The following is an 18572-nucleotide window of genomic DNA, read 5'->3' on the forward strand; positions in this document are numbered from 1 at the left end:
TCAAAGATCCACCGGCCGCCCGCTCGCATACGCTTCGCGCAACGCGATGCCTATGCGCGTCGCCTCCCGCGCGTCGTTCAGCGTGAGCCCGGTCGGCGTGCCGTCCTTCAGCAACGCGACGAATGCCTGCGCCTCGCGCAAGAACGCATCCTCGAAACGCTCGAAGAACGTCGGCGTGCACGCGTTGCGCATGCCGTGCTCATCGGCGATTTCGACGCGGTTCAGCCGCGGATTGCGCCCCACCGACAACGCGCCCGCTGCGCCGATTATTTCGGTCTGCGTATCATGTCCGTGCGCCATCGTGCGCGAGGCGTAGAACACGGCGAGCCGGCCATCGTCAAATTCGACTACACCCACGCCGTTGTCGATATCGCCGCATTCGCGCAAGCCCTCGTGTATCGCGATCGTGCCGCTCGCGAACACGCGTTTCGCACGCGGATTGCCGAGCATCCAGCGCGCGAGGTCGATGTCATGCACGCTGCAATCGAGAAAGAGTCCGCCCGAAGTCGGCGCGAAGCGGACGAAGAAACCGTCGGGGTCGTTCTTGTCGCAGGTCTGCGAGCGCACCATGAACGGCCGGCCGATCGCGCCCTTCCCGACTTGCTCGAACGCATCGCGATAACTCGCGTCGAAGCGGCGCACGAAGCCGATCATCACGTGCAATTGCGGATGCCGTGCGTGGGCTTCGATCACGCGGTCGCATTCGGCGAGATCGAGCGAGAGCGGCTTTTCGCAGAAGACGTGCTTGCCCGCCTCCAGCGCGGCGATGATCTGCCGCGCGTGCAGCGAGGTCGGCGTGACGAGCCACACCGCATCGACCGATGCATCGGCGAGCAGCGCGTCGTAGTCCGCGTAGAGCGCAAGCTCCGGCAAGCGTTCGCGCGCCCACGCGCGTTCCTCGTCGACGGGACTGCACGCGGCAACGAGCTTCGCGCCCGGCACATGCCACGCAAGATTCTCGGCGTGGCGGCGTCCGAGGCGCCCGAGCCCGACGATACCCACGCGCACCACGCGCACCGCGCTCACGCTTGTTGCTCCGCAAGCCGCACGATGCGCTTCTCGCGCCACGAAAGCGTCGCGGCTTCGGCCAGTTCCAGCGCCTTCAGGCCATCGGCGACCGTCGTGCGGACCGGCTTGCCGTGATTCACGGCATCGAAGAAATGCGCGATTTCCAGCGCATACGCCGCGCGGTAGCGTTCGAGAAAGAACGCCTCGGGCACGTCCGTCGACACGGACGTCTTCGAATACGCGGTCACTTCGGTCGGCCGCACATTGCCCGCCTGAAGCATGCCGGCGCTGCCGAGCAACTCGAACCGCTGGTCGTAGCCATACGCCGCGCGCCGCGCCGTGTTGATCTGGCACAGCCGGCCGCGCTTCGTGCGGATCGTGACCGCGGTCGAGTCGATATCGCCGGCATCCGCGATAGCCGGATCGGAGAGGCAACTGCCGGTCGCGTGCAGCGTCTCGGCTTCGTCATCGAGCATCCAGCGAAAGATGTCGAAGTCGTGGATCAGCATGTCCTTGAAGATGCCGCCCGAATGCTTGATGTATCCGACCGGCGGCGCGCCCGGATCGCGGCTCGTGACGATCAGCATTTCGGGATCGCCGATCTCGCCCGCTTCGACGCGCGCCTTCAGCGCCGAGAACGTCGGATCGAAGCGCCGTTGGAAGCCGATCATGCACACGACGCCCGCGCGTTGAACGGCATCGGCGCAGGCGCGCGCGCGTTCGAGCGTCAGGTCCACCGGCTTCTCGCAGAAGACGTGCTTGCCTTGTGAGGCCGACTGCATGATGAGGTCCGCGTGCGTGTCCGTGCTCGAACACACGACGGTCGCGCCGATCGTCGCATCGCCCATTGCGCCGTCGATATCAGCTACTTGCGCGCCGTGCTGTTCCGCAAGCGCGGCCGCCGCGTCACGGTTCACATCGACGACATACTTCAGCCGCACGCCCGGCTGCCGCGCCAGATTCGCCGCGTGAATCTTGCCGATGCGCCCCGCTCCAAACACCGCCACGTCAATCGTCATAACCGCCTGTCTCCCTGGATTCTTCGACGTTCAATTCGAGCCGGTACGCGAGCGCAATGAAAAGCGCCTGGCACAGGCAGATGGTGCTCGTGAGCGAGCGGAACGCGAACGCGCTGCCCTCCTTCACGAGCAGACTCGCGCTCGCATGACGCGCGAGCGGCGAAAGCTGGCTATCGGTGATGACGAGCGTCGCCGCGCCGTGATGCTGCGCCGCGCGTACGCAATATTGCGTCTCCTTGCCGTACGGCGCGAAGCTGATCGCAATCAGTACGTCACCCTTCTTCACGCTGCGGATCTGTTCGCGGAACATGCCGCCGACGCCCGAGATCAGATGCACGCGCTTCTTCGTATGGCCGAGCGCATAGACGATGTAGCTCGCCACCGCGAACGAGCGGCGCACGCCGATCACATAGATGTTCTCCGCCTTCTCGAGCATCTCGACGGCGGCTTCGAACTGCGCGTCGTCGAGGCCGGCTTCGAGTTCGTCCAGACCCGCGCGGCTCGCCGCGATGAATTCGCGCGCCACGGAAACGCCCGATGCGACGCCGGCCTTCTCGTCGATTAGTTTGCGAATGCGCTGCTGATAGCTCTGCCCCGTGCTGCCGCCCGCGTACGCCTGCCGGAACACCGCCTGAAGGTCGGAGAAGCCGGAGAAGCCGAAACGCTGCGCGAAACGCACGACCGCGGACGGATGCACGCCGCACGACGCGGCGATATCGCTCGTGCGGTCCATCATCACGCTCTGCCGATGCTGCTCGATATACGACGCCACGCTCTTCAGCTGGCGCGGCAGCGAATCGTACGCATCGGTGATCCGCTGCATCAGGTCGTCGACGGAAAGGACGTCGGTACTGGTTTCATCCTGCATGGAAAGCCCGGTTCGTCGGCGCCCGAAAGCGAGCGCCGGTGCAGCCGATTATAGAAAGCCCGCGCGCGATTTGGAAAGCATTTTCCATTTGTCGCACCGTTGAAATATCTATTGCAGACCGCCGAAAACTGACCTACTCTTGCTCGTGAGCTCGGTGAGAGCGGCTCCTCGCCCTCGAACGGCTCGCCAAAAGATCACACCAGACAACAACCGAGATAGGTGGAGACAATGACCCTTTGCAACGGTCGGGCCGCGCTGCGCGCGCTGGCGGCTGCTGCTGCGCTGTGCAGCGCCGCGTTGTTCACGACGTCCCCCGCTCACGCGGCGCCGGACGCCAGATTCGTGCTCATCAGCCACGCGCCGGACTCGGACTCGTGGTGGAACACCATCAAGAACGCGATCAAACAGGCGGACGAAGACTTCAACGTCCAGACCGACTATCGCAATCCGCCCAACGGGGACATCGCCGACATGGCGCGTCTCATCGAACAGGCCGCCGCGCGCAATTACGACGGCGTCATCACGACGATCGCGGACTTCGACGTGCTGAAGAGCGCGCTCAACAAGGTGACGGCCAAGAAGATCCCGCTCGTCACCATCAACTCGGGCACCGAGGAACAAAGCGCGCAACTCGGCGCGATCATGCACATCGGTCAGCCGGAATACGTGGCGGGCAAAGCGGCGGGCGAGAAGGCGAAGGCGGCCGGCGTGAAGTCGTTTCTGTGCGTGAACCATATCGCGACGAACACGGTGTCGTTCGACCGTTGCCGCGGTTTCGCCGATGCCATCGGTGTGGACTACAAGGCGTCCACGGTCGATTCGGGACAGGACCCGACCGAGATCCAGTCGAAGGTCTCGGCGTTCCTGCGCAATCATCCGGACACGCAGGCGATTCTCACGCTCGGACCGACGCCCGCTTCCGCGACGCTCAAGGCCGTGACGCAAATGGGCCTGCAAAACAAGGTCTATTTCGTGACCTTCGACTTCTCCGACGACATCGCGAAGGCGATCAAGGACGGCACGATCAAGTTCGCCATCGACCAGCAACCGTACTTGCAGGGCTACATTCCGGTCGCGGTGCTCGCCATCGTGAAGAAGGAACACACCACCGATCCGGCGAAGATCCGTCAGCTTCTCGAAGCGAACCCGAAGTTCAAGGCGCGCCTCGAAACCTACGGCTTGCAGCCGTCGTACGGGCCGAAGAACATTCGCTCGGGCCCGGGCTTCATCACTAAAGACAATCTCGACAAGGTCGTGAAGTACGCCGGGCAGTATCGCTGAAGCACGGCTGACCTTTTTCGGGCGGCGCGTTACGCGAGCCGCCTGCTTTTCTCCAACACGACATGCTGCTGCGTCCGTTCGCGGACGCGGCAGGACCGCACGCATCCGTACCGCATTAGTGATCGTTTCAAGGAGCCATCATGGGCGTAGCCGGCAAGCACTATCCTCCACACGCGAATCCTCAGCACGACAGCGCCGACGCTGCGACCGACAAGGACAGGCCATCGGACGAGCGGATGCGCCGGCAGTCGTGGTTCGGGCATCTGCTCAACCGTCCGGAATTCGCCGCGATATCGGGCACGGTGCTGGTATTCATCGTGTTTGGTTTGGGCGCGGGTTCGTCGGGCATGTTCAACCTCGACGGCGTGATGAACTGGTCGCAAGTGGCCGCCTACCTCGGGCTGCTCGCGGTCGGCGCGTGCCTTTTGATGATCGCGGGCGAATTCGACTTGTCCATCGGCTCGATGATCGGCTTCGCCGGCATGATGGTCGCGCTGCCCTCGGTCTATTTTCACTGGCCGATTTCCGTCTCGATTCTCTTCGCATTCGCTGCGTCCATGCTGCTCGGCGCGCTCAACGGCTATCTCGTGATGCGCACGCGCCTGCCGTCATTCATCGTCACGCTCGCGTTTCTGTTCATTCTGCGCGGCCTGACGCTCGCCCTCTCGATCATGTTCGCGGACCGCACGATCATCTCCGGCGTCGGCGATCTCGCGCAGAAAGACTGGGTCGCCGATACGCTCTTTCATGGCGTAGCGCTGCACGGCTTCTTCACGTGGCTCGCGCATCTGGGCATCGGCAAGTTGCTCGATAGCGGCGAACCGCTCGTGCCCGGCATCCCGAAGGTCATCATCTGGTGGCTCGTGCTCGCGGCGATCGGCGCGTTCGTGCTCGCAAAAACGCGCTATGGCAACTGGATTCTCGCGGTCGGCGGCGATGCGAACGCCGCGAAGAACGTCGGCGTACCGGTCAAGCGCGTGAAGATTTCGCTCTTCGTGCTGACTGCGTTCTGCTCGTGCCTCTTCGCCGTGCTGCAAGTGTGCGATATCGGCTCGGCGGCGGCGGATCGCGGCTTGCAGAAGGAATTCGAAGCGATCATCGCGGCGGTCATCGGAGGCACGTTGCTCACGGGCGGATACGGCTCGGTCGTCGGCGCATGCTTCGGAGCACTAATCTTCGGCGTCGTGCAGATCGGCATCACCTACACGAACGTCAGCTCCGACTGGTTCCGCGTGTTTCTCGGCGTGATGCTGCTGATCGCCGTGCTCTTCAATCACTACGTGCGCCGCCGCGTGTCGCAGGCGCAATGAGGACGACCGCCATGAACGACGACAACATTCTCGCGCTGGAAAACGTCAGCAAGTTCTTCGGCAAGGTGATCGCGCTCAACGGCGTCACGTTGCGGCTCAAACGCGGCGAAGTGCACTGTCTGCTCGGCGATAACGGCGCGGGCAAGTCCACGCTCATCAAGACGCTGGCAGGCGTGCACGCGCCTTCTGCTGGCCAGTATCTGGTCGATGGCAAGCCCGTGCATTTTCAATCGCCGAAGGAAGCGCTCGACCTCGGCATCGCGACGGTGTATCAGGACCTCGCGCTCGTGCCGCTGCTGTCGGTCGCGCGCAACTTTTTCATGGGCCGCGAGCCGCAGAAAAAGCGCTTCGGTCTTTTCAGCGTGATGGACCTCGATCTCGCCGCCGAAACGTCGCGCGCCAAGCTCGCGGAAATGGGCATCAACGTGCGCGATGCGCATCAGCCGATCGGCACCATGTCCGGCGGCGAGAAGCAATGTCTCGCGATTGCGCGCGCCATTCACTTCGGCGCGCGCGTGCTGATTCTGGACGAACCGACTGCCGCGCTCGGCGTGAAGCAGAGCTTCAATGTGCTCAAGCTCATTCACAAGGCGCGCGCGAAAGGCATCTCCGTGATCTTCATCACGCATAACGTGCACCACGCGTATCCGATCGGCGATTCCTTCACGCTGCTCAACCGCGGCCGTTCGATGGGCACCTTCACGAAGGACACCATCACGAAGAACGAAGTGCTCGACATGATGGCGGGCGGCGCGGAAATGCAGAAGATGATCGGCGAGCTCGAAGGCGCGACCATCTGATACCAGGGACATCATTCATGCCTGCACAAAACACTTCCCGTTTCGCGCCGGATCGCACGCGCGATATCGTGTGCCTCGGGCGTCTCGCCGTCGATCTGTATGCGCAGCAAGTCGGCGCGCGGCTCGAAGACGTATCGACGTTTGCGAAGTATCTGGGCGGATCGTCGGCGAATATCGCGTTCGGCTGCGCGCGGCTCGGGCTCAAGTCGTCGATGCTCGCGCGCGTCGGCAATGACCACATGGGGCGCTTTCTCACCGAAACGCTCGCGCGCGAAGGCTGCGATATCAGTCACGTTCGAACCGATCCCGAGCGGCTGACCGCGCTCGTGCTGCTCGGCATAGAAGATCGCGATACGTTCCCGCTCGTCTTCTATCGCGAGAACTGCGCGGACATGGCCGTCGACGAAAGCGATTTCGACGAAGCGTATATCGCGTCATCGAAGGCGCTGCTGATCACGGGCACGCACTTCTCGACGGAGCACGTGAACCACACGAGCCGCCGCGCGCTCGAATATGCGCGACGCAATCAGGTCCGCACGATACTCGACATCGACTATCGGCCGGTGTTGTGGGGTCTCACGGGCAAGGCCGATGGCGAGACGCGCTTTGTCGCGAACGAAGGCGTGACCGCGCATTTGCAGCGTATTTTGCCGCTGATGGATCTCGTGATCGGCACCGAAGAAGAGTTCCGTATCGCGGGCGGCAAGGATCGTCTCATCGATGCGCTCACGATGGTGCGTACCGTCACGAGCGCGACGCTCGTGGTGAAGCGCGGGCCGCTCGGATGCTCGATCATCGAAGGCGCGGTGCCCGCTTCCATCGACGATGCGCCGATACACGGCGGCGTCGAAGTGGAAGTGCTGAACGTGCTCGGCGCAGGCGATGCGTTCGCCTCCGGCTTCCTCTCCGGCTGGCTGCGCGACGCGCCGCTCGAAGCCTGCGCGAGCGCGGCGAATGCCTGCGGCGCGCTCGTCGTGTCGCGACACGGCTGCGCGCCTGCGATGCCGACGCCCGCCGAACTCGACTATTTCCTCGCCGCCGCGAAGCAAGACCCGGCACGCATGCGCCGCCCCGACCGCGATGCGACGCTCGCGCGGCTGCATCGCGTGAGCCCTGCGCGCAAGGCATGGGACGAAGTGCTGGGCTTCGCGTTCGATCACCGCAACCAGTTCTTCGAACTCGCGCAGCAAACGGGCGCTAGCGAAGCGCGCATAGCGGCGCTCAAGGGCTTGTTCGTCGAAGCGGTCGCGCAGACGGAAAAGGACTTGCAACTCGAAGGACGTATCGGCGTGTTGATCGATGACCGCTACGGACAGGATGCGCTCAACGCGGCAACGGGGCGCGGCTGGTGGATCGGCCGGCCGGTGGAGTTGCCCGGCTCGATGCCGCTCGTCTTCGATCATGGGCGATCGGTCGGCACGACGCTCGTCGAATGGCCGCGCGAGCATGTGGTGAAGTGCCTCGTTCACTATCACCCGGATCATCCACATGACGTGCGGCTCGAACAGGAAGCGCAGTTGCGCGCGCTTTACGATGCAGTGCAGGCAAGCGGCCACGAACTGCTGCTCGAAGTGATCGTGCCGAAGAACGGACCGCCCGTTGCGGACGACACCGTGTATCGGGCGCTGAAGCGCCTCTATAACCTTCAGTTATACCCCGAGTGGTGGAAGCTCGAACCGATGAGCGCGGCGCAATGGCAAGCCGTCGATGGCTTGATCGCCGAGCGCGATCCGTATTGCCGTGGCGTCGTGCTGCTGGGATTGTCCGCGGGCGTCGATCAGTTGCGCGATGGCTTCAATCAAGCGGCATCGTCGAAGACATGCAAAGGCTTTACTGTAGGCCGCACCATCTTTCACGAGCCGAGCCACGCCTGGCTTGCGGGCGAAATAAGCGACGACGAACTCATCGCCCGCGTGCGCCGCACGTTCGAGACCTTGATCGCGGCATGGCGCGACGCGCGCGCATCGCAAGATACGACCGCCGATATCAAGACCCTTCACGCAACCCAGGAGCAAGCCGCATGAACGCAGTGGCTTCCACCATCAGACTGACCGCCGCGCAGGCGCTCGTGCGCTATCTCGCGGCACTGCGCACTGAACACGGCGAGCCGCTGTTCGGCGGCGTATTCGCGATCTTCGGGCACGGCAATGTCGCGGGCATGGGCGAGGCGCTCTATCGGCATCGCGAGGAACTGCCGACGTACCGCGCGCATAACGAACAAGCGATGGCGCATAGCGCGATTGCCTTCGCCAAGGCGCACATGCGACGCCGCATGATGGCGGTGACGACATCCATCGGCCCGGGCGCGACGAATCTCGTCACAGCGGCCGCGCTCGCGCATGTCAACCGCTTGCCGGTGCTGCTTTTGCCCGGCGATATCTTCGTCTCGCGCGCGCCTGATCCCGTGTTGCAGCAAGTCGAAGATGCGCATGATGGAGGCGCATCGGCCAACGATGCGCTCAAGGCCGTGTCGCGTTACTTCGATCGCATCGTGCATCCCGCGCAGTTGTTGAGCGCATTGCCGCGCGCCATTCGCGTGTTGACCGACGCCGCGCAATGCGGACCTGTGACGCTCGCGCTGCCGCAAGACGTGCAGGCGATGGCGTACGACTACCCTGCTTCGTTCTTCGAGCCGCGTGCAGTCGAGTTTCATGCGCCGGCTTCATCGTCGCGCGAGATTGAGCGTGCCGCTGCGTTGCTGCGTGAATCACGCGAGCCGATGATCGTGTCGGGCGGCGGCGTGCTATATGGTCTCGCCACCGAGGCGCTGCGCGACTTCGCGCACAAGCACGGCATTCCGGTCGCGGAAACGCAGGCCGGCAAGGGCGCGCTCGCATGGGACGACGCGTTGAACGTGGGCGGCATCGGCGTAACGGGATCGTCGTCCGCGAACGAACTGGCGCATGCGAGCGATTGCGTGCTTGCCGTCGGCACGCGCTTGCAGGACTTCACGACCGGATCGAACACGCTCTTCACAGCGGCCAAGCTCCTCGCCATCAACGCCAATCCGTTCGATGCGCTGAAGCAGAACGCCGTGGCTGTCGAAGCGGATGCACGTCTCGCGCTCGAAGCGCTATCGCAGGCGCTCGGCGACTGGCGTGCCGCGCCCGAATGGACCACGCGTGCGCAGCGTCTTGCGAACGACTGGCGCGAGACCGTCGCGCACGTGACGAACACGCCGCCGCCGGACGGCCGCCTGCCGCGCGAAGCGGAGGTGATCGGCGCGGTGCAACGCTCGCACGATGCGTCGCCGGCTGACGATATCGTCGTCTGCGCCGCGGGCACGCTGCCCGCCGACTTGCAGAAGCTATGGCGCACGGGCGCGCCGGGCGGCTATCACGTCGAATACGGCTATTCGTGCATGGGCTATGAAATCGCGGGCGGCCTCGGCGTGAAGCTCGCGCGGCCCGAACGCGAAGTGATCGTGATCGTCGGCGACGGCAGTTATCTGATGATGAATAGCGAGCTGGCTACATCGGTGATGCTCGGCGCGAAGCTCATCGTCGTATTGCTCGACAATCGCGGCTATGGCTGCATCAACCGCTTGCAGCAGGCGTGCGGCGGCGCGCCGTTCAACAATCTGCTCGACGATTGCAAGCAAGGCGAAGCGGGCGCGCCGCATATCGACTTCGCCATGCACGCGCGTTCGATGGGCGCGCTCGCGGAACACGTCGCCAACGTCAATGAATTGCAGGACGCGATGAAGCGCGCGCGGGCTGCGGACCGCAGCTATCTGATCTCCATCGACACCGATCCCGCCCGCACTACCGAAGAAGGCGGATGGTGGTGGGAAGTGGCGGTGCCCGAAGTCTCGGATCGCGATGCGGTCATGTCCGCGCGCGCGAAGTATGAACAGGCGCTGAAGGCTCGCGCGGGCAACATCGACTAAGCATCAAAAGGACACGACACCATGCCCCTGAATGTCCGCATCGGCATCAATCCCTTGTCATGGATGAACGACGACTTGCCTTCGCTCGGCGGCGAGACGCCGCTTTCCGTGGCGCTGACCGAAGGCAAGCGCATCGGCTATGAAGGCTTCGAGCTCGGCAACAAGTTCCCGCGCGAACCGCAGGCGTTGAAGGCGCTGCTCGCGCAATACGATCTCGCGCTCGTCTCCGGCTGGTATTCCGGCCAGCTCGCGCGACGCAGCGCGGAAGAAGAGATCGAAGCGGTAGGCCCGCACCTCGACCTGCTTGCGCAAAACGGCGCGACCGTCATGGTCTATGGCGAAGTCGCGGATTCGATTCAGGGCGCGCCGCGTCCGTTGTATCAGCGTCCGCGCTTCTTCTCGGATACGCAATGGTCCCAATACGCCGAGCGGCTGAACCGCTTCGCCGAGTACACGCTTTCTAAGGGCGTGCGCGTCGCCTATCATCATCACATGGGCGCGTATGTCGAAACCCCGGCGGACGTGGACCGTTTGATGGCGCTGACGAGCGATGACGTCGGCCTGCTCTTCGATGCCGGCCATATCACGTTCGCCGGCGGCGATGCGTTGAGCGTGCTGCAAAAGCACATCGCGCGCGTGTGCCATGTGCATTGCAAGGATGTGCGCACCGATATCGTGAAGCTCGCGCGCAACCGCAACTGGAGCTTTCTCGATGCGGTCATCAACGGCGCGTTCACGGTGCCGGGCGACGGCGCGGTGGATTATCACGGCATCGTCGCGTGTCTTGCTGAGCATGACTATCGCGGATGGCTCGTGGTCGAAGCGGAACAAGACCCTGTGATTGCGCCGAGCTATGCGTATGCCGACAAGGGCTATCGCACGCTGCGCGCGCTCGTCGATGCAACGTACAAGGAGGCGGCATGAGCCTGCTAGTGAAAGCATCGCGCGAAGGCCAGACCATCGCGCGCGTTACACCGGATTCCGCGGGCTGGAAGCATGTGGGCTTCGCCGCGTATCGCATGGATGCGGACGATGTCGTGCATGTGTACGACGCGGATCGCGAAAGCTGCATCGTCGTGCTGACCGGGACGGTGAGCATCGAAGCCGGCGACGAGCATTGGCAGTCGATCGGCTCGCGCGACAGCGTGTTCGAAGACGCCGCGCCGTATGCGGTCTATGTTCCGCCGAAGCTCGCCGCCATCGTGCGCGCCGAGCGCGAAACGGAGCTTGCGGTGGCGAGCGCGCCTGCAACGGGACGCTATCCGCCGCGCCTCATCGAGCCATCGCAGATGAAACGCTCGACGCGCGGCAAGCACGCGAATACGCGCTACGTCTGCGATATTCTCCCGCAAACCGAAACCGCCGAGTCGCTGCTCGTGGTGGAAGTGAGAACGCCCGGCGGACATGCATCGAGTTATCCTCCGCACAAGCATGATCAGGACAACGTACCAACTGAAAGCGCGCTCGAAGAGACGTATTATCACCGCTTGAACCCGCCGCAAGGCTTTGCGTTCCAGCGCGTCTATACCGACGAGCGCGATCTCGACGAAACCATGGCCGTGGAAGATCGCGATGTCGTGATGGTGCCGCGCGGCTATCACCCGGTCGTCGTGCCTTATGGCTATGACAATTACTATCTCAACGTGATGGCGGGCGACAAGCGGACGTGGCACTTCAAGAACGATCCGAAGCACGAATGGATCGTGGAGCGCGACAGCAAAGGCTGATTCACCCTACCGACAACCACTCGCGCATTACGTCGTCGCGCTGCTCCAGTTGCGCGAGCGAACCGTCGAAGCGCACCGCGCCGTGTCCCATCACTGCGACGCGCGCATCGAGCATGCGCGCGATCGCGAGCCGCTCTTCGATCAGCAGTATCGCCACGCCGCGTTCGCGCAGCGTCGAGAGGCACGCGGCCACTTGCGCGATCACTTGCGGCGCGAGCCCTTCGCCGGGCTCGTCGATGACGATGAGCGATGGATCGCCCATCAGCGTGCGCGCGAGCGAGAGCATCTGTTGCTCGCCGCCGGATAGCGCGCCGGCCTTCACCGACGCACGCTCACGCAACGCGGGAAAGAGCGCGTACGCATCGTCGAAGGCGAAGCGCGTGCCTTTACGTTCGCCGAGCGCGAGGTTCTCGCGCACGCTCAGGGAGGGAAATACATCGCGCGTCTCCGGCACATAGCCGATGCCCAGCCGCGCGATGCGAAACGCACGCTGTCCGACGAGTTGCACGTCGCGATAACGCATATCGCCCGCGCATCGCACGAGGCCCATGATCGCTTTCGCGAGCGTCGATCGGCCCGAACCATTGCGGCCGACAAGCGCGACAGCCTCGCCTTCTGCAACCGACAAGTTCACGCCGTGCAGCACTTGCGCCGCGCCGTACCACGCACGCAAGTCCTCGATGCGCAGCGCCGCGCTCATGCGGCAGCTCCCAGATAAGCCTCTTGCACATCATGATTGCGACGGATCGCATCGGGCGCATCGGATGCGATCACGCGCCCTCGAACCAGCACCGACACGCGATCAGCAAGCGAGAACACCGCATCCATGTCGTGTTCGATGACGAGCAGCGTGCGGCCTTGCGTCGTCGCGCGAATCAACGCGAGCGCGCGCGCCGCTTCCGCGCGATTCATGCCCGCAGTGGGTTCGTCGAGCAGAATGAGCGGCGCATCGGTTGCGAGCGCGATGCCCAGATCCAGCGCGCGCTGCTCGGCATACGTGAGGCGCGCGGCGGGCTCGTCGGCGCGTGAAGAAAGACCGATGGCATCGAGCATCGCGCGGGCACGCTCGTCGATCGCATGCGAGCGAAACCAGCGATCCACCCATCGCGACGACGCCGCGCCCAGCACCGCGCACCGAAGGTTGTCGAACACGGAGAGACGCCCGAACACGCTCGTCGTCTGGAAGCTGCGCGCGAGCACGCGGCTCACGCGCTGCGGCGGCTTGCCGGTGATATCGACGCCCTGCGTAACGATGCGGCCCGCGTCCGGCTTCGCGCGGCCTGAGATCAGATCGAAGAGCGTCGACTTGCCCGCGCCGTTCGGTCCGATGATCGCGTGGCGCTCGCCATTCTCGATGCGCAGATCGACGCCGCGCAGTACTTCGGTCGCGCCGAATCGCTTGACGAGGCCTTCGACGCGCAGTGCCGACGTCATCGCGCGTGCTCCCTTCGTGCGCTTATGCGAGCGAGCCAAAGCCCGAGCATCGCGCACGGCACCACAATCCACCACGCGCCGCGCGATGGCGTGACGGCATCGGCGTGACGCGCATAGAGCGTCTCGACGGCGACGACCACCGCAACGCCCCACGCAATCGCGCTAAGCACGCGCAGGGCGAGCACACGCTTATCACGCGTCATGAGGCCCGCGATGCCATCCGGCAACGCGACGACCGCCCACATGAAGAAGAGCCCGAGGTACATCGGCCACGCGGCGGACACACTCGCGACGCCCACGCTGAAAAACGTCAGCAGCACCGCGCCGATGACGGGACCGAAGAACGACGCCGTGCCGCCGATCACGGTCGCCACGAGCACGCCCGTCGAGCGCGCGAGCCCGACGCTTTCAGCCGACACCAATTCCACGCTGACGAGCGACAGCACGCCCGCGACGCCCGCGAAGAACGCCGACACGACGAGCATCGTGAAGCGTACGCGGCGCGGCGCGAAGCCGATGGCTGCGGCGCGCGCCGGATTGTCGCGCACGGCATTGGCGAGCCGGCACATCGGCGTGCGCGTGAACGCGAACATCGCGAGTGTCGAGACGAAGCACCAGCACGCGATCAGCGCATACGCCTGCCACAGCGGGCCGAAGGTCCACGCGAAGAACGGCGGTCCGCTCGCGCGGTCGATGCTCACGCCGCCCTCGCCGCCGAACCAGCCGGGAACGAGCCATACGCTCGCCGCGACGAGCTCGCCGATGCCGAGCGTGATCATCGCGAATGCGGTGCCCGCGCGCTGCGTCGAGATCGCGCCGAGGGGCACGGCGGCTAGCGCGGCGGCGCATCCGCCGATGAGCGGCAACAGCGGCAAAGGCACGCGCAAACCGTTGAAGACGTGCGCGGCGGCGAACGCGCCGAGGCCCGCATACACCGCATGCCCGAACGACAGCAAGCCGGTTTCCCCGAGCAGCAGGTTGTACGAGAGCGCGAAGACGATCAACGTCGCCGTCTGCGCGAGATACGCGAGCAGCCACGATTGATGGAAGAAAACCGGCGGCAGCGCGAGCGCGGCCATTAGCAGGACGAACGGGACCGACCTATGCATCGCGCGTGCGCTCGCCCATGAATCCGTGCGGGCGCGCGGCGAGCATCGCCACGAGCAGCAGATACGGCAGGACCGGCGCAAGCTGCGCGAGGGTCAGCGCGCGCCACGCATCGGGCAATGCGATGCCGAACGATGCCGCGATGCTGCCCGCCGATGCCGTCGAGCCGACCGCGAAAGTCTGCGCGCAGCCGATCAGGAGCGACGCGAAGAGCGCGCCCGACAGCGACCCGATGCCGCCGATCACCACGACGACGAACACGATAGGCCCGACCGCATCGGCCATCGCGGGTTCGATCACGGCAAGCGGCGCGCCGATCACGCCCGCGAGCGCGGCGAGCGCGGTGCCGACCGCGAAGACCGTCGTGAAGACGCGCGGCACGTCGTGTCCAAGCGTCTCGACGGTTGCCGGATGCGTCAGGGCCGCCCGCACGACCAAGCCCGTGCGCGATGTGCGCAGCACAATGGTGAGCACGCCGAGCATCGCGATGGAAAGCGTCATCATGAAAACGCGATAGCGCGGGAAGGCCGCGCCGTACAGCGTGAAGAGCGGGCCGTCGAGCGCGTGAGGGATCGTCGCGGGCAAGGGACCGAGGCCCCAGACGAGCTTGACGCCCTCGCCGATCACCATGGCCGCGCCGAATGTCAGCAACAGTTCCGCGAGCGCGCCGCGCGAATGCACGCGTCGCAGAAGATATCGCTCGAACAGTGCGCCGAGCACGCCGACCACGAGCGGCGCCACAACCAGCGCGATCCAGAATCCGCTACGAACGGCAAGCGCTTGTCCGACATACGCGCCGAGCATGTAGAAGCTCGCGTGCGCGAAGTTGAGGACGCCGAGCATCGAAAAGATCAGCGTGAGCCCAGCCGACAGCATGAAAAGCAGCAGCCCGACACTCACGCCGTTCAGCAGGCTGACAGTGAACCACTGAAGCGACACGACACCCTCAGGCGTTGACGAGCGGCTTCAACGCATCGACGAGAGGCGCGGGCAACGGCACCGGCCTGCGCGTCACGCGATTCACGTACACATGCACGAAATGCCCTTGCGCGGCTGCCTCGTCCGAACCTTCCGCGAAGATGCCGACCTCATAGCGCACGCTCGACGTGCCGAGCCGCTCCACGCGCAAGCCGGCGTCGATGCGCTGCGGAAACGTCACCGACGCGAAGTAATTGCAGCGCGTCTCGACGACGAGCCCGATGGTCTCGCCTGCGGTGAAATCCAGCACGCCCCGGCGCAGCAGATACTCGTTCACCACCGTATCGAAGTAGCTGTAATAGACCACGTTATTGACGTGTCCATACACGTCGTTGTCCGACCAGCGCGTGCTGATCGCGAGAAAGTGCGGATAATCCGCGCGCGTGGTTCGAACCGGCTTGGTCATGGGTCAGAGCGATTCCATCAGCATGCGGCGATAGTCGTCGGCGCTCGCCTCGCGCGGATTGGTCTTGTGGCAATGGTCCGCGAGCGCGCCCTTCACCACCTTGTCGAACATGCTTTCGTCCACGCCCATTTGCGACAGACGCGTCGGCAAGCCGAGGCGTTCTGTCATGTCGTGCAGCGCCTGCGCGACGTCCGCGTTATCCGCGAGATTCATCACGCGGCGCATGCGTTCAAAACGACGCTCGGCGACGACGGTCGGCGCGCGCTCGTTGAAGCGCAGCACGGCGGGCAGAACGACCGCGTTGAGCGTGCCGTGATGCAGCGACGTGCGCCCGTTCACCGCAAGGCCGCCCAGCGGATGCGACAGCGAATGCACGCAGCCGAGGCCCTTTTGAAACGCCATCGCGCCTTGCATCGACGCCGACATCATGTTGAGGCGCGCGTCGCGGTCCTGACCGTCGCGTGTGGCGCGCTCGATGTTCGCCCACGCGCGTTCGAGCCCGTCCAGCGCGATGCCGTCCGCGGGCGGATTGAACGCGGGCGCGAGGAACGTTTCGATGCAATGCGCGATCGCGTCCATGCCGGTTGCGGCGGTGAGGCCGGGCGGCAGGCCGAGCGTGAGCGAAGGATCGCAGATGGCGGACTTCGGCAGCAGGTGCCACGAATGGAAGCCGAGCTTGCGCCCGTCGTTCAGGATGATGATCGCGCCGCGCGCCACTTCGCTGCCAGTGCCGGATGTAGTCGGCACCGCGATGAGCGGCGCGGCGCGCTCGGTGATCTTGCCGCTGCCGCCTTCGATGGTCGCGTAGTGCGTGAGCGGTTCGTCGTGCGTGGCGGCGATCGCGACGCCCTTCGCAAGATCGATCGACGAACCGCCGCCTACCGCGATCAACCCGTCGCAGCCTTCGCGCTTGTACTGCGCGGCGGCTTGAATGACCATGGCTTCGGTCGGGTTGGATGGCGTGTCGTCGAATACGGGCAGCGCGCCGAGCTTCGCGCTCTCGATCACGCGCGCGGACAGCCCCGCCGCCGCGACGCCTTTGTCGGTGATGACGAGCGGCCTTTTCATGCCGATGCGCGCGCATTCGCTTTGCAGCATGTCGAGCGAGTCGTAGCCGAGATGGATATGCGTCAGATAGAAGATGAAGGCCATGGCGGGCGGTGGCAGGCGATTAAGGGTGCGGCCATGTTGGAGCCGCGCGGCGAACGTGTCAATCGGGGTCCGCCGCGCGCTCAGGCACGCCGGAAAATCAGCGGGCCGCGCTAAGGGCGCGCACTTCGTCGGTGAAACGCTCGACGGTTTCCTGCTTCGTGTCCCATGCGCACATCAGCCGGCAGCCGCCCGAGCCGATGAACTGATAGAACCGCCAGCCCTTCGCCCGCAGCGCCGCGGAAACATGCGCGGGCAGTTCCGCGAACACCGCGTTGGCCTCGGGCTTGAACAGCACGTTCACGCCGGGAATATCGGCGAGGCGTTCCGCCATCAGTTGCGCCATGGCGTTCGAATGGCGGGCGTTACGCAGCCACACGTCGTCGTCGAGCAGGCCGAGCCACGGCGCGGAGATAAAGCGCATCTTCGATGCGAGCTGCCCGGCCTGTTTCAGCCGATACGCGAAATCCGTGGCGAGCGCTTTATCGAAGAACACGACCGCCTCGCCGACCGGCAGACCGTTCTTCGTGCCGCCGAAGCACAGCACGTCGACGCCCGCGCGCCACGTGATCTCGGACGGATGCACGTTCAGCGTCGCCACCGCATTCGCGAAACGCGCGCCGTCCATATGCACCTTCAGATGCCGGCGCTTCGCGATAGCGGCGATCGCGCGGACTTCCTCGACGGTATAGACGGTGCCCACTTCCGTCGCCTGCGTGAGCGCGACCACCTTCGGCTTCGGATAGTGGATGTCGGCGCGCTTCGTGACGAGTTCCTCGATGGCATCGGGCGTGAGCTTGCCGTTCTCGCCCTTCGCCGTGAGCAGCTTCGAGCCGCCGGAGAAGAACTCGGGGCCGCCGCATTCGTCGGTTTCGATATGCGCGAGTTCGTGGCAAATGACCGAGTGATACGACTGGCACAGCGAAGCCAACGCGAGCGAGTTGGCCGCCGTGCCGTTGAAGACGAAGAAGACTTCGCAATCGGTCTGGAAGAGTTCGCGGATGCGGTCGCAGACGCGCGCGGTCCACGAATCGTCGCCATACGCGGGTTCGTGGCCGCTCGTGTTGGCCTCGACGAGCGCGGCGAGCGCCTCGGGGCAGATGCCGGCGTAGTTGTCGGAGGCGAAATGCTGGGTGAGTAGCGTGGGCGCTGTCATGGGAATCGCTGTGATGGCTCGGGGCTGCGCGCGGACGATGTAGGTCATGCGTCTGCGCCGGGATGCCGGCCATTTTAGCGGTTCGGTCGCGCGGGCGCGGTCACTCGATGCCGCTGTGCGCGCGCCCGGCGAACGCGAGCGGCAAGTAAGCCGCCAGCCGCCCGCGTGCTACGGCTTACTTGCCGCTCGGCGCGCTTGCTGCCGCAGCCTGTTGAGCCTTCTTGTCCTTCTTGTTGGCCTCATGATGGCCGATCGCGCAGCCACCGACCGCGCCCGCCGTGCCATGCTTGCCCGCCACGTGCCCCGCGACGCCGCCGACGGCCGCGCCTTCCATGCAGCCCTTCGCCTGTGCCGCTCCCGTCGAAGCGATCATCGCGGTGGCGAGCAAAACGGATGCGAATGTGCGATTCATGGTTCATCTCCCTTTGTGGTTGGATGAA

The 18572-nt window shown here is 64.9% G+C and carries 18 protein-coding genes; 7 read left to right on the plus strand and 11 right to left on the minus strand.

What is annotated here, in order from left to right:
- Genes JYK05_RS08550 through JYK05_RS08560 form a run of 3 tightly spaced genes read right to left on the minus strand, consistent with a single transcriptional unit; the run spans window position 1 to window position 2895 of the window.
- Window positions 1–1017: a Gfo/Idh/MocA family oxidoreductase gene (locus tag JYK05_RS08550; RefSeq protein ID WP_206468256.1), complete on the minus strand. Its 1017-nt coding sequence runs from the start codon at window positions 1015–1017 to the stop codon at window positions 1–3.
- 5 nt (window positions 1018–1022) lie between these two features.
- On the minus strand, window positions 1023–2027 hold the full coding sequence (gene iolG, locus JYK05_RS08555; RefSeq protein ID WP_206466645.1) for an inositol 2-dehydrogenase: 1005 nt from the start codon (window positions 2025–2027) through the stop codon (window positions 1023–1025).
- Entirely contained in the window at window positions 2017–2895 is an 879-nt protein-coding gene (locus JYK05_RS08560; protein WP_206466646.1) for a MurR/RpiR family transcriptional regulator, read from the minus strand. Before JYK05_RS08560 ends, iolG begins: the two co-directional genes overlap by 11 nt.
- 228 nt (window positions 2896–3123) lie before the next feature.
- Between JYK05_RS08560 and JYK05_RS08565 the strand changes: the two genes are divergently transcribed.
- The 7 genes from JYK05_RS08565 to iolB all read left to right on the plus strand — a co-directional run bounded on the left by JYK05_RS08565 (window position 3124) and on the right by iolB (window position 11902).
- On the plus strand, window positions 3124–4176 hold the full coding sequence (locus JYK05_RS08565) for a sugar ABC transporter substrate-binding protein (protein ID WP_175944318.1): 1053 nt from the start codon (window positions 3124–3126) through the stop codon (window positions 4174–4176).
- Window positions 4177–4316: 140 nt separating this feature from the next.
- Window positions 4317–5486, plus strand: coding sequence for an ABC transporter permease (locus JYK05_RS08570; protein ID WP_206466647.1), 1170 nt, complete (start codon window positions 4317–4319; stop codon window positions 5484–5486).
- Between the two features lie 11 nt (window positions 5487–5497).
- Entirely contained in the window at window positions 5498–6286 is a 789-nt protein-coding gene (locus tag JYK05_RS08575; protein WP_371747337.1) for an ATP-binding cassette domain-containing protein, read from the plus strand.
- Between the two features lie 17 nt (window positions 6287–6303).
- Window positions 6304–8310 (plus strand): 5-dehydro-2-deoxygluconokinase, encoded by a 2007-nt coding sequence (iolC, locus tag JYK05_RS08580; RefSeq protein WP_206466648.1) that lies wholly within the window; start codon window positions 6304–6306, stop codon window positions 8308–8310.
- A complete protein-coding gene (iolD, locus tag JYK05_RS08585; protein ID WP_206466649.1) occupies window positions 8307–10175 on the plus strand; it encodes a 3D-(3,5/4)-trihydroxycyclohexane-1,2-dione acylhydrolase (decyclizing) in 1869 nt (622 codons plus the stop codon). The genes iolC and iolD overlap by 4 nt, the downstream gene beginning before the upstream one ends.
- A gap of 21 nt (window positions 10176–10196) precedes the next feature.
- Window positions 10197–11099, plus strand: a complete 903-nt coding sequence (gene iolE, locus JYK05_RS08590) for a myo-inosose-2 dehydratase (RefSeq protein ID WP_206466650.1) — start codon at window positions 10197–10199, stop codon at window positions 11097–11099.
- On the plus strand, window positions 11096–11902 hold the full coding sequence (iolB, locus tag JYK05_RS08595; protein WP_206466651.1) for a 5-deoxy-glucuronate isomerase: 807 nt from the start codon (window positions 11096–11098) through the stop codon (window positions 11900–11902). The genes iolE and iolB overlap by 4 nt, the downstream gene beginning before the upstream one ends.
- 1 nt (window position 11903) lies before the next feature.
- On the opposite strand, the gene JYK05_RS08600 is transcribed toward iolB, so the two are convergent.
- The 8 genes from JYK05_RS08600 to JYK05_RS08635 form a co-directional block, all read right to left on the minus strand.
- Entirely contained in the window at window positions 11904–12602 is a 699-nt protein-coding gene (locus JYK05_RS08600) for an ABC transporter ATP-binding protein (protein ID WP_206466652.1), read from the minus strand.
- Window positions 12599–13336: an ABC transporter ATP-binding protein gene (locus JYK05_RS08605; protein WP_206466653.1), complete on the minus strand. Its 738-nt coding sequence runs from the start codon at window positions 13334–13336 to the stop codon at window positions 12599–12601. Before JYK05_RS08605 ends, JYK05_RS08600 begins: the two co-directional genes overlap by 4 nt.
- On the minus strand, window positions 13333–14445 hold the full coding sequence (locus JYK05_RS08610; RefSeq protein WP_206466654.1) for a branched-chain amino acid ABC transporter permease: 1113 nt from the start codon (window positions 14443–14445) through the stop codon (window positions 13333–13335). Before JYK05_RS08610 ends, JYK05_RS08605 begins: the two co-directional genes overlap by 4 nt.
- The gene (locus JYK05_RS08615; protein ID WP_241269896.1) at window positions 14438–15319 is read right to left on the minus strand and encodes a branched-chain amino acid ABC transporter permease; all 882 of its coding nucleotides are present in this window, start codon (window positions 15317–15319) and stop codon (window positions 14438–14440) included. Before JYK05_RS08615 ends, JYK05_RS08610 begins: the two co-directional genes overlap by 8 nt.
- A gap of 70 nt (window positions 15320–15389) precedes the next feature.
- Window positions 15390–15827, minus strand: coding sequence for a thioesterase family protein (locus JYK05_RS08620; protein WP_206466655.1), 438 nt, complete (start codon window positions 15825–15827; stop codon window positions 15390–15392).
- A 3-nt stretch (window positions 15828–15830) separates the two neighbouring features.
- Window positions 15831–16979 carry an iron-containing alcohol dehydrogenase gene (locus tag JYK05_RS08625; RefSeq protein ID WP_206466656.1) on the minus strand — a complete coding sequence of 383 codons (1149 nt, stop codon included), beginning with the start codon at window positions 16977–16979 and terminating at the stop codon, window positions 15831–15833.
- Between the two features lie 97 nt (window positions 16980–17076).
- Window positions 17077–18132, minus strand: a complete 1056-nt coding sequence (locus JYK05_RS08630; protein WP_206468258.1) for a low specificity L-threonine aldolase — start codon at window positions 18130–18132, stop codon at window positions 17077–17079.
- Between the two features lie 175 nt (window positions 18133–18307).
- Window positions 18308–18544 (minus strand): hypothetical protein, encoded by a 237-nt coding sequence (locus JYK05_RS08635; RefSeq protein WP_206466657.1) that lies wholly within the window; start codon window positions 18542–18544, stop codon window positions 18308–18310.
- Window positions 18545–18572 lie beyond the last annotated feature (28 nt).

It is taken from the genome of Caballeronia sp. M1242, from assembly GCF_017220215.1.
Classification (GTDB): domain Bacteria; phylum Pseudomonadota; class Gammaproteobacteria; order Burkholderiales; family Burkholderiaceae; genus Caballeronia.

Bases quoted from the DNA above. Each gene is read 5' to 3' on its own strand.
- JYK05_RS08560 (WP_206466646.1), bottom strand. From the start codon at position 2,895: ATGCAGGATGAAACCAGTACCGACGTCCTTTCCGTCGACGACCTGATG.
- JYK05_RS08630 (WP_206468258.1), bottom strand. From the start codon at position 18,132: ATGACAGCGCCCACGCTACTCACCCAGCATTTCGCCTCCGACAACTAC.
- JYK05_RS08600 (WP_206466652.1), bottom strand. From the start codon at position 12,602: ATGAGCGCGGCGCTGCGCATCGAGGACTTGCGTGCGTGGTACGGCGCG.
- JYK05_RS08605 (WP_206466653.1), bottom strand. From the start codon at position 13,336: ATGACGTCGGCACTGCGCGTCGAAGGCCTCGTCAAGCGATTCGGCGCG.
- iolE (WP_206466650.1), top strand. From the start codon at position 10,197: ATGCCCCTGAATGTCCGCATCGGCATCAATCCCTTGTCATGGATGAAC.
- iolC (WP_206466648.1), top strand. From the start codon at position 6,304: ATGCCTGCACAAAACACTTCCCGTTTCGCGCCGGATCGCACGCGCGAT.
- JYK05_RS08610 (WP_206466654.1), bottom strand. From the start codon at position 14,445: ATGCATAGGTCGGTCCCGTTCGTCCTGCTAATGGCCGCGCTCGCGCTG.
- JYK05_RS08575 (WP_371747337.1), top strand. From the start codon at position 5,498: ATGAACGACGACAACATTCTCGCGCTGGAAAACGTCAGCAAGTTCTTC.
- JYK05_RS08620 (WP_206466655.1), bottom strand. From the start codon at position 15,827: ATGACCAAGCCGGTTCGAACCACGCGCGCGGATTATCCGCACTTTCTC.
- iolD (WP_206466649.1), top strand. From the start codon at position 8,307: ATGAACGCAGTGGCTTCCACCATCAGACTGACCGCCGCGCAGGCGCTC.
- iolB (WP_206466651.1), top strand. From the start codon at position 11,096: ATGAGCCTGCTAGTGAAAGCATCGCGCGAAGGCCAGACCATCGCGCGC.
- JYK05_RS08570 (WP_206466647.1), top strand. From the start codon at position 4,317: ATGGGCGTAGCCGGCAAGCACTATCCTCCACACGCGAATCCTCAGCAC.
- JYK05_RS08615 (WP_241269896.1), bottom strand. From the start codon at position 15,319: ATGCTGTCGGCTGGGCTCACGCTGATCTTTTCGATGCTCGGCGTCCTC.
- iolG (WP_206466645.1), bottom strand. From the start codon at position 2,027: ATGACGATTGACGTGGCGGTGTTTGGAGCGGGGCGCATCGGCAAGATT.
- JYK05_RS08625 (WP_206466656.1), bottom strand. From the start codon at position 16,979: ATGGCCTTCATCTTCTATCTGACGCATATCCATCTCGGCTACGACTCG.
- JYK05_RS08565 (WP_175944318.1), top strand. From the start codon at position 3,124: ATGACCCTTTGCAACGGTCGGGCCGCGCTGCGCGCGCTGGCGGCTGCT.
- JYK05_RS08635 (WP_206466657.1), bottom strand. From the start codon at position 18,544: ATGAATCGCACATTCGCATCCGTTTTGCTCGCCACCGCGATGATCGCT.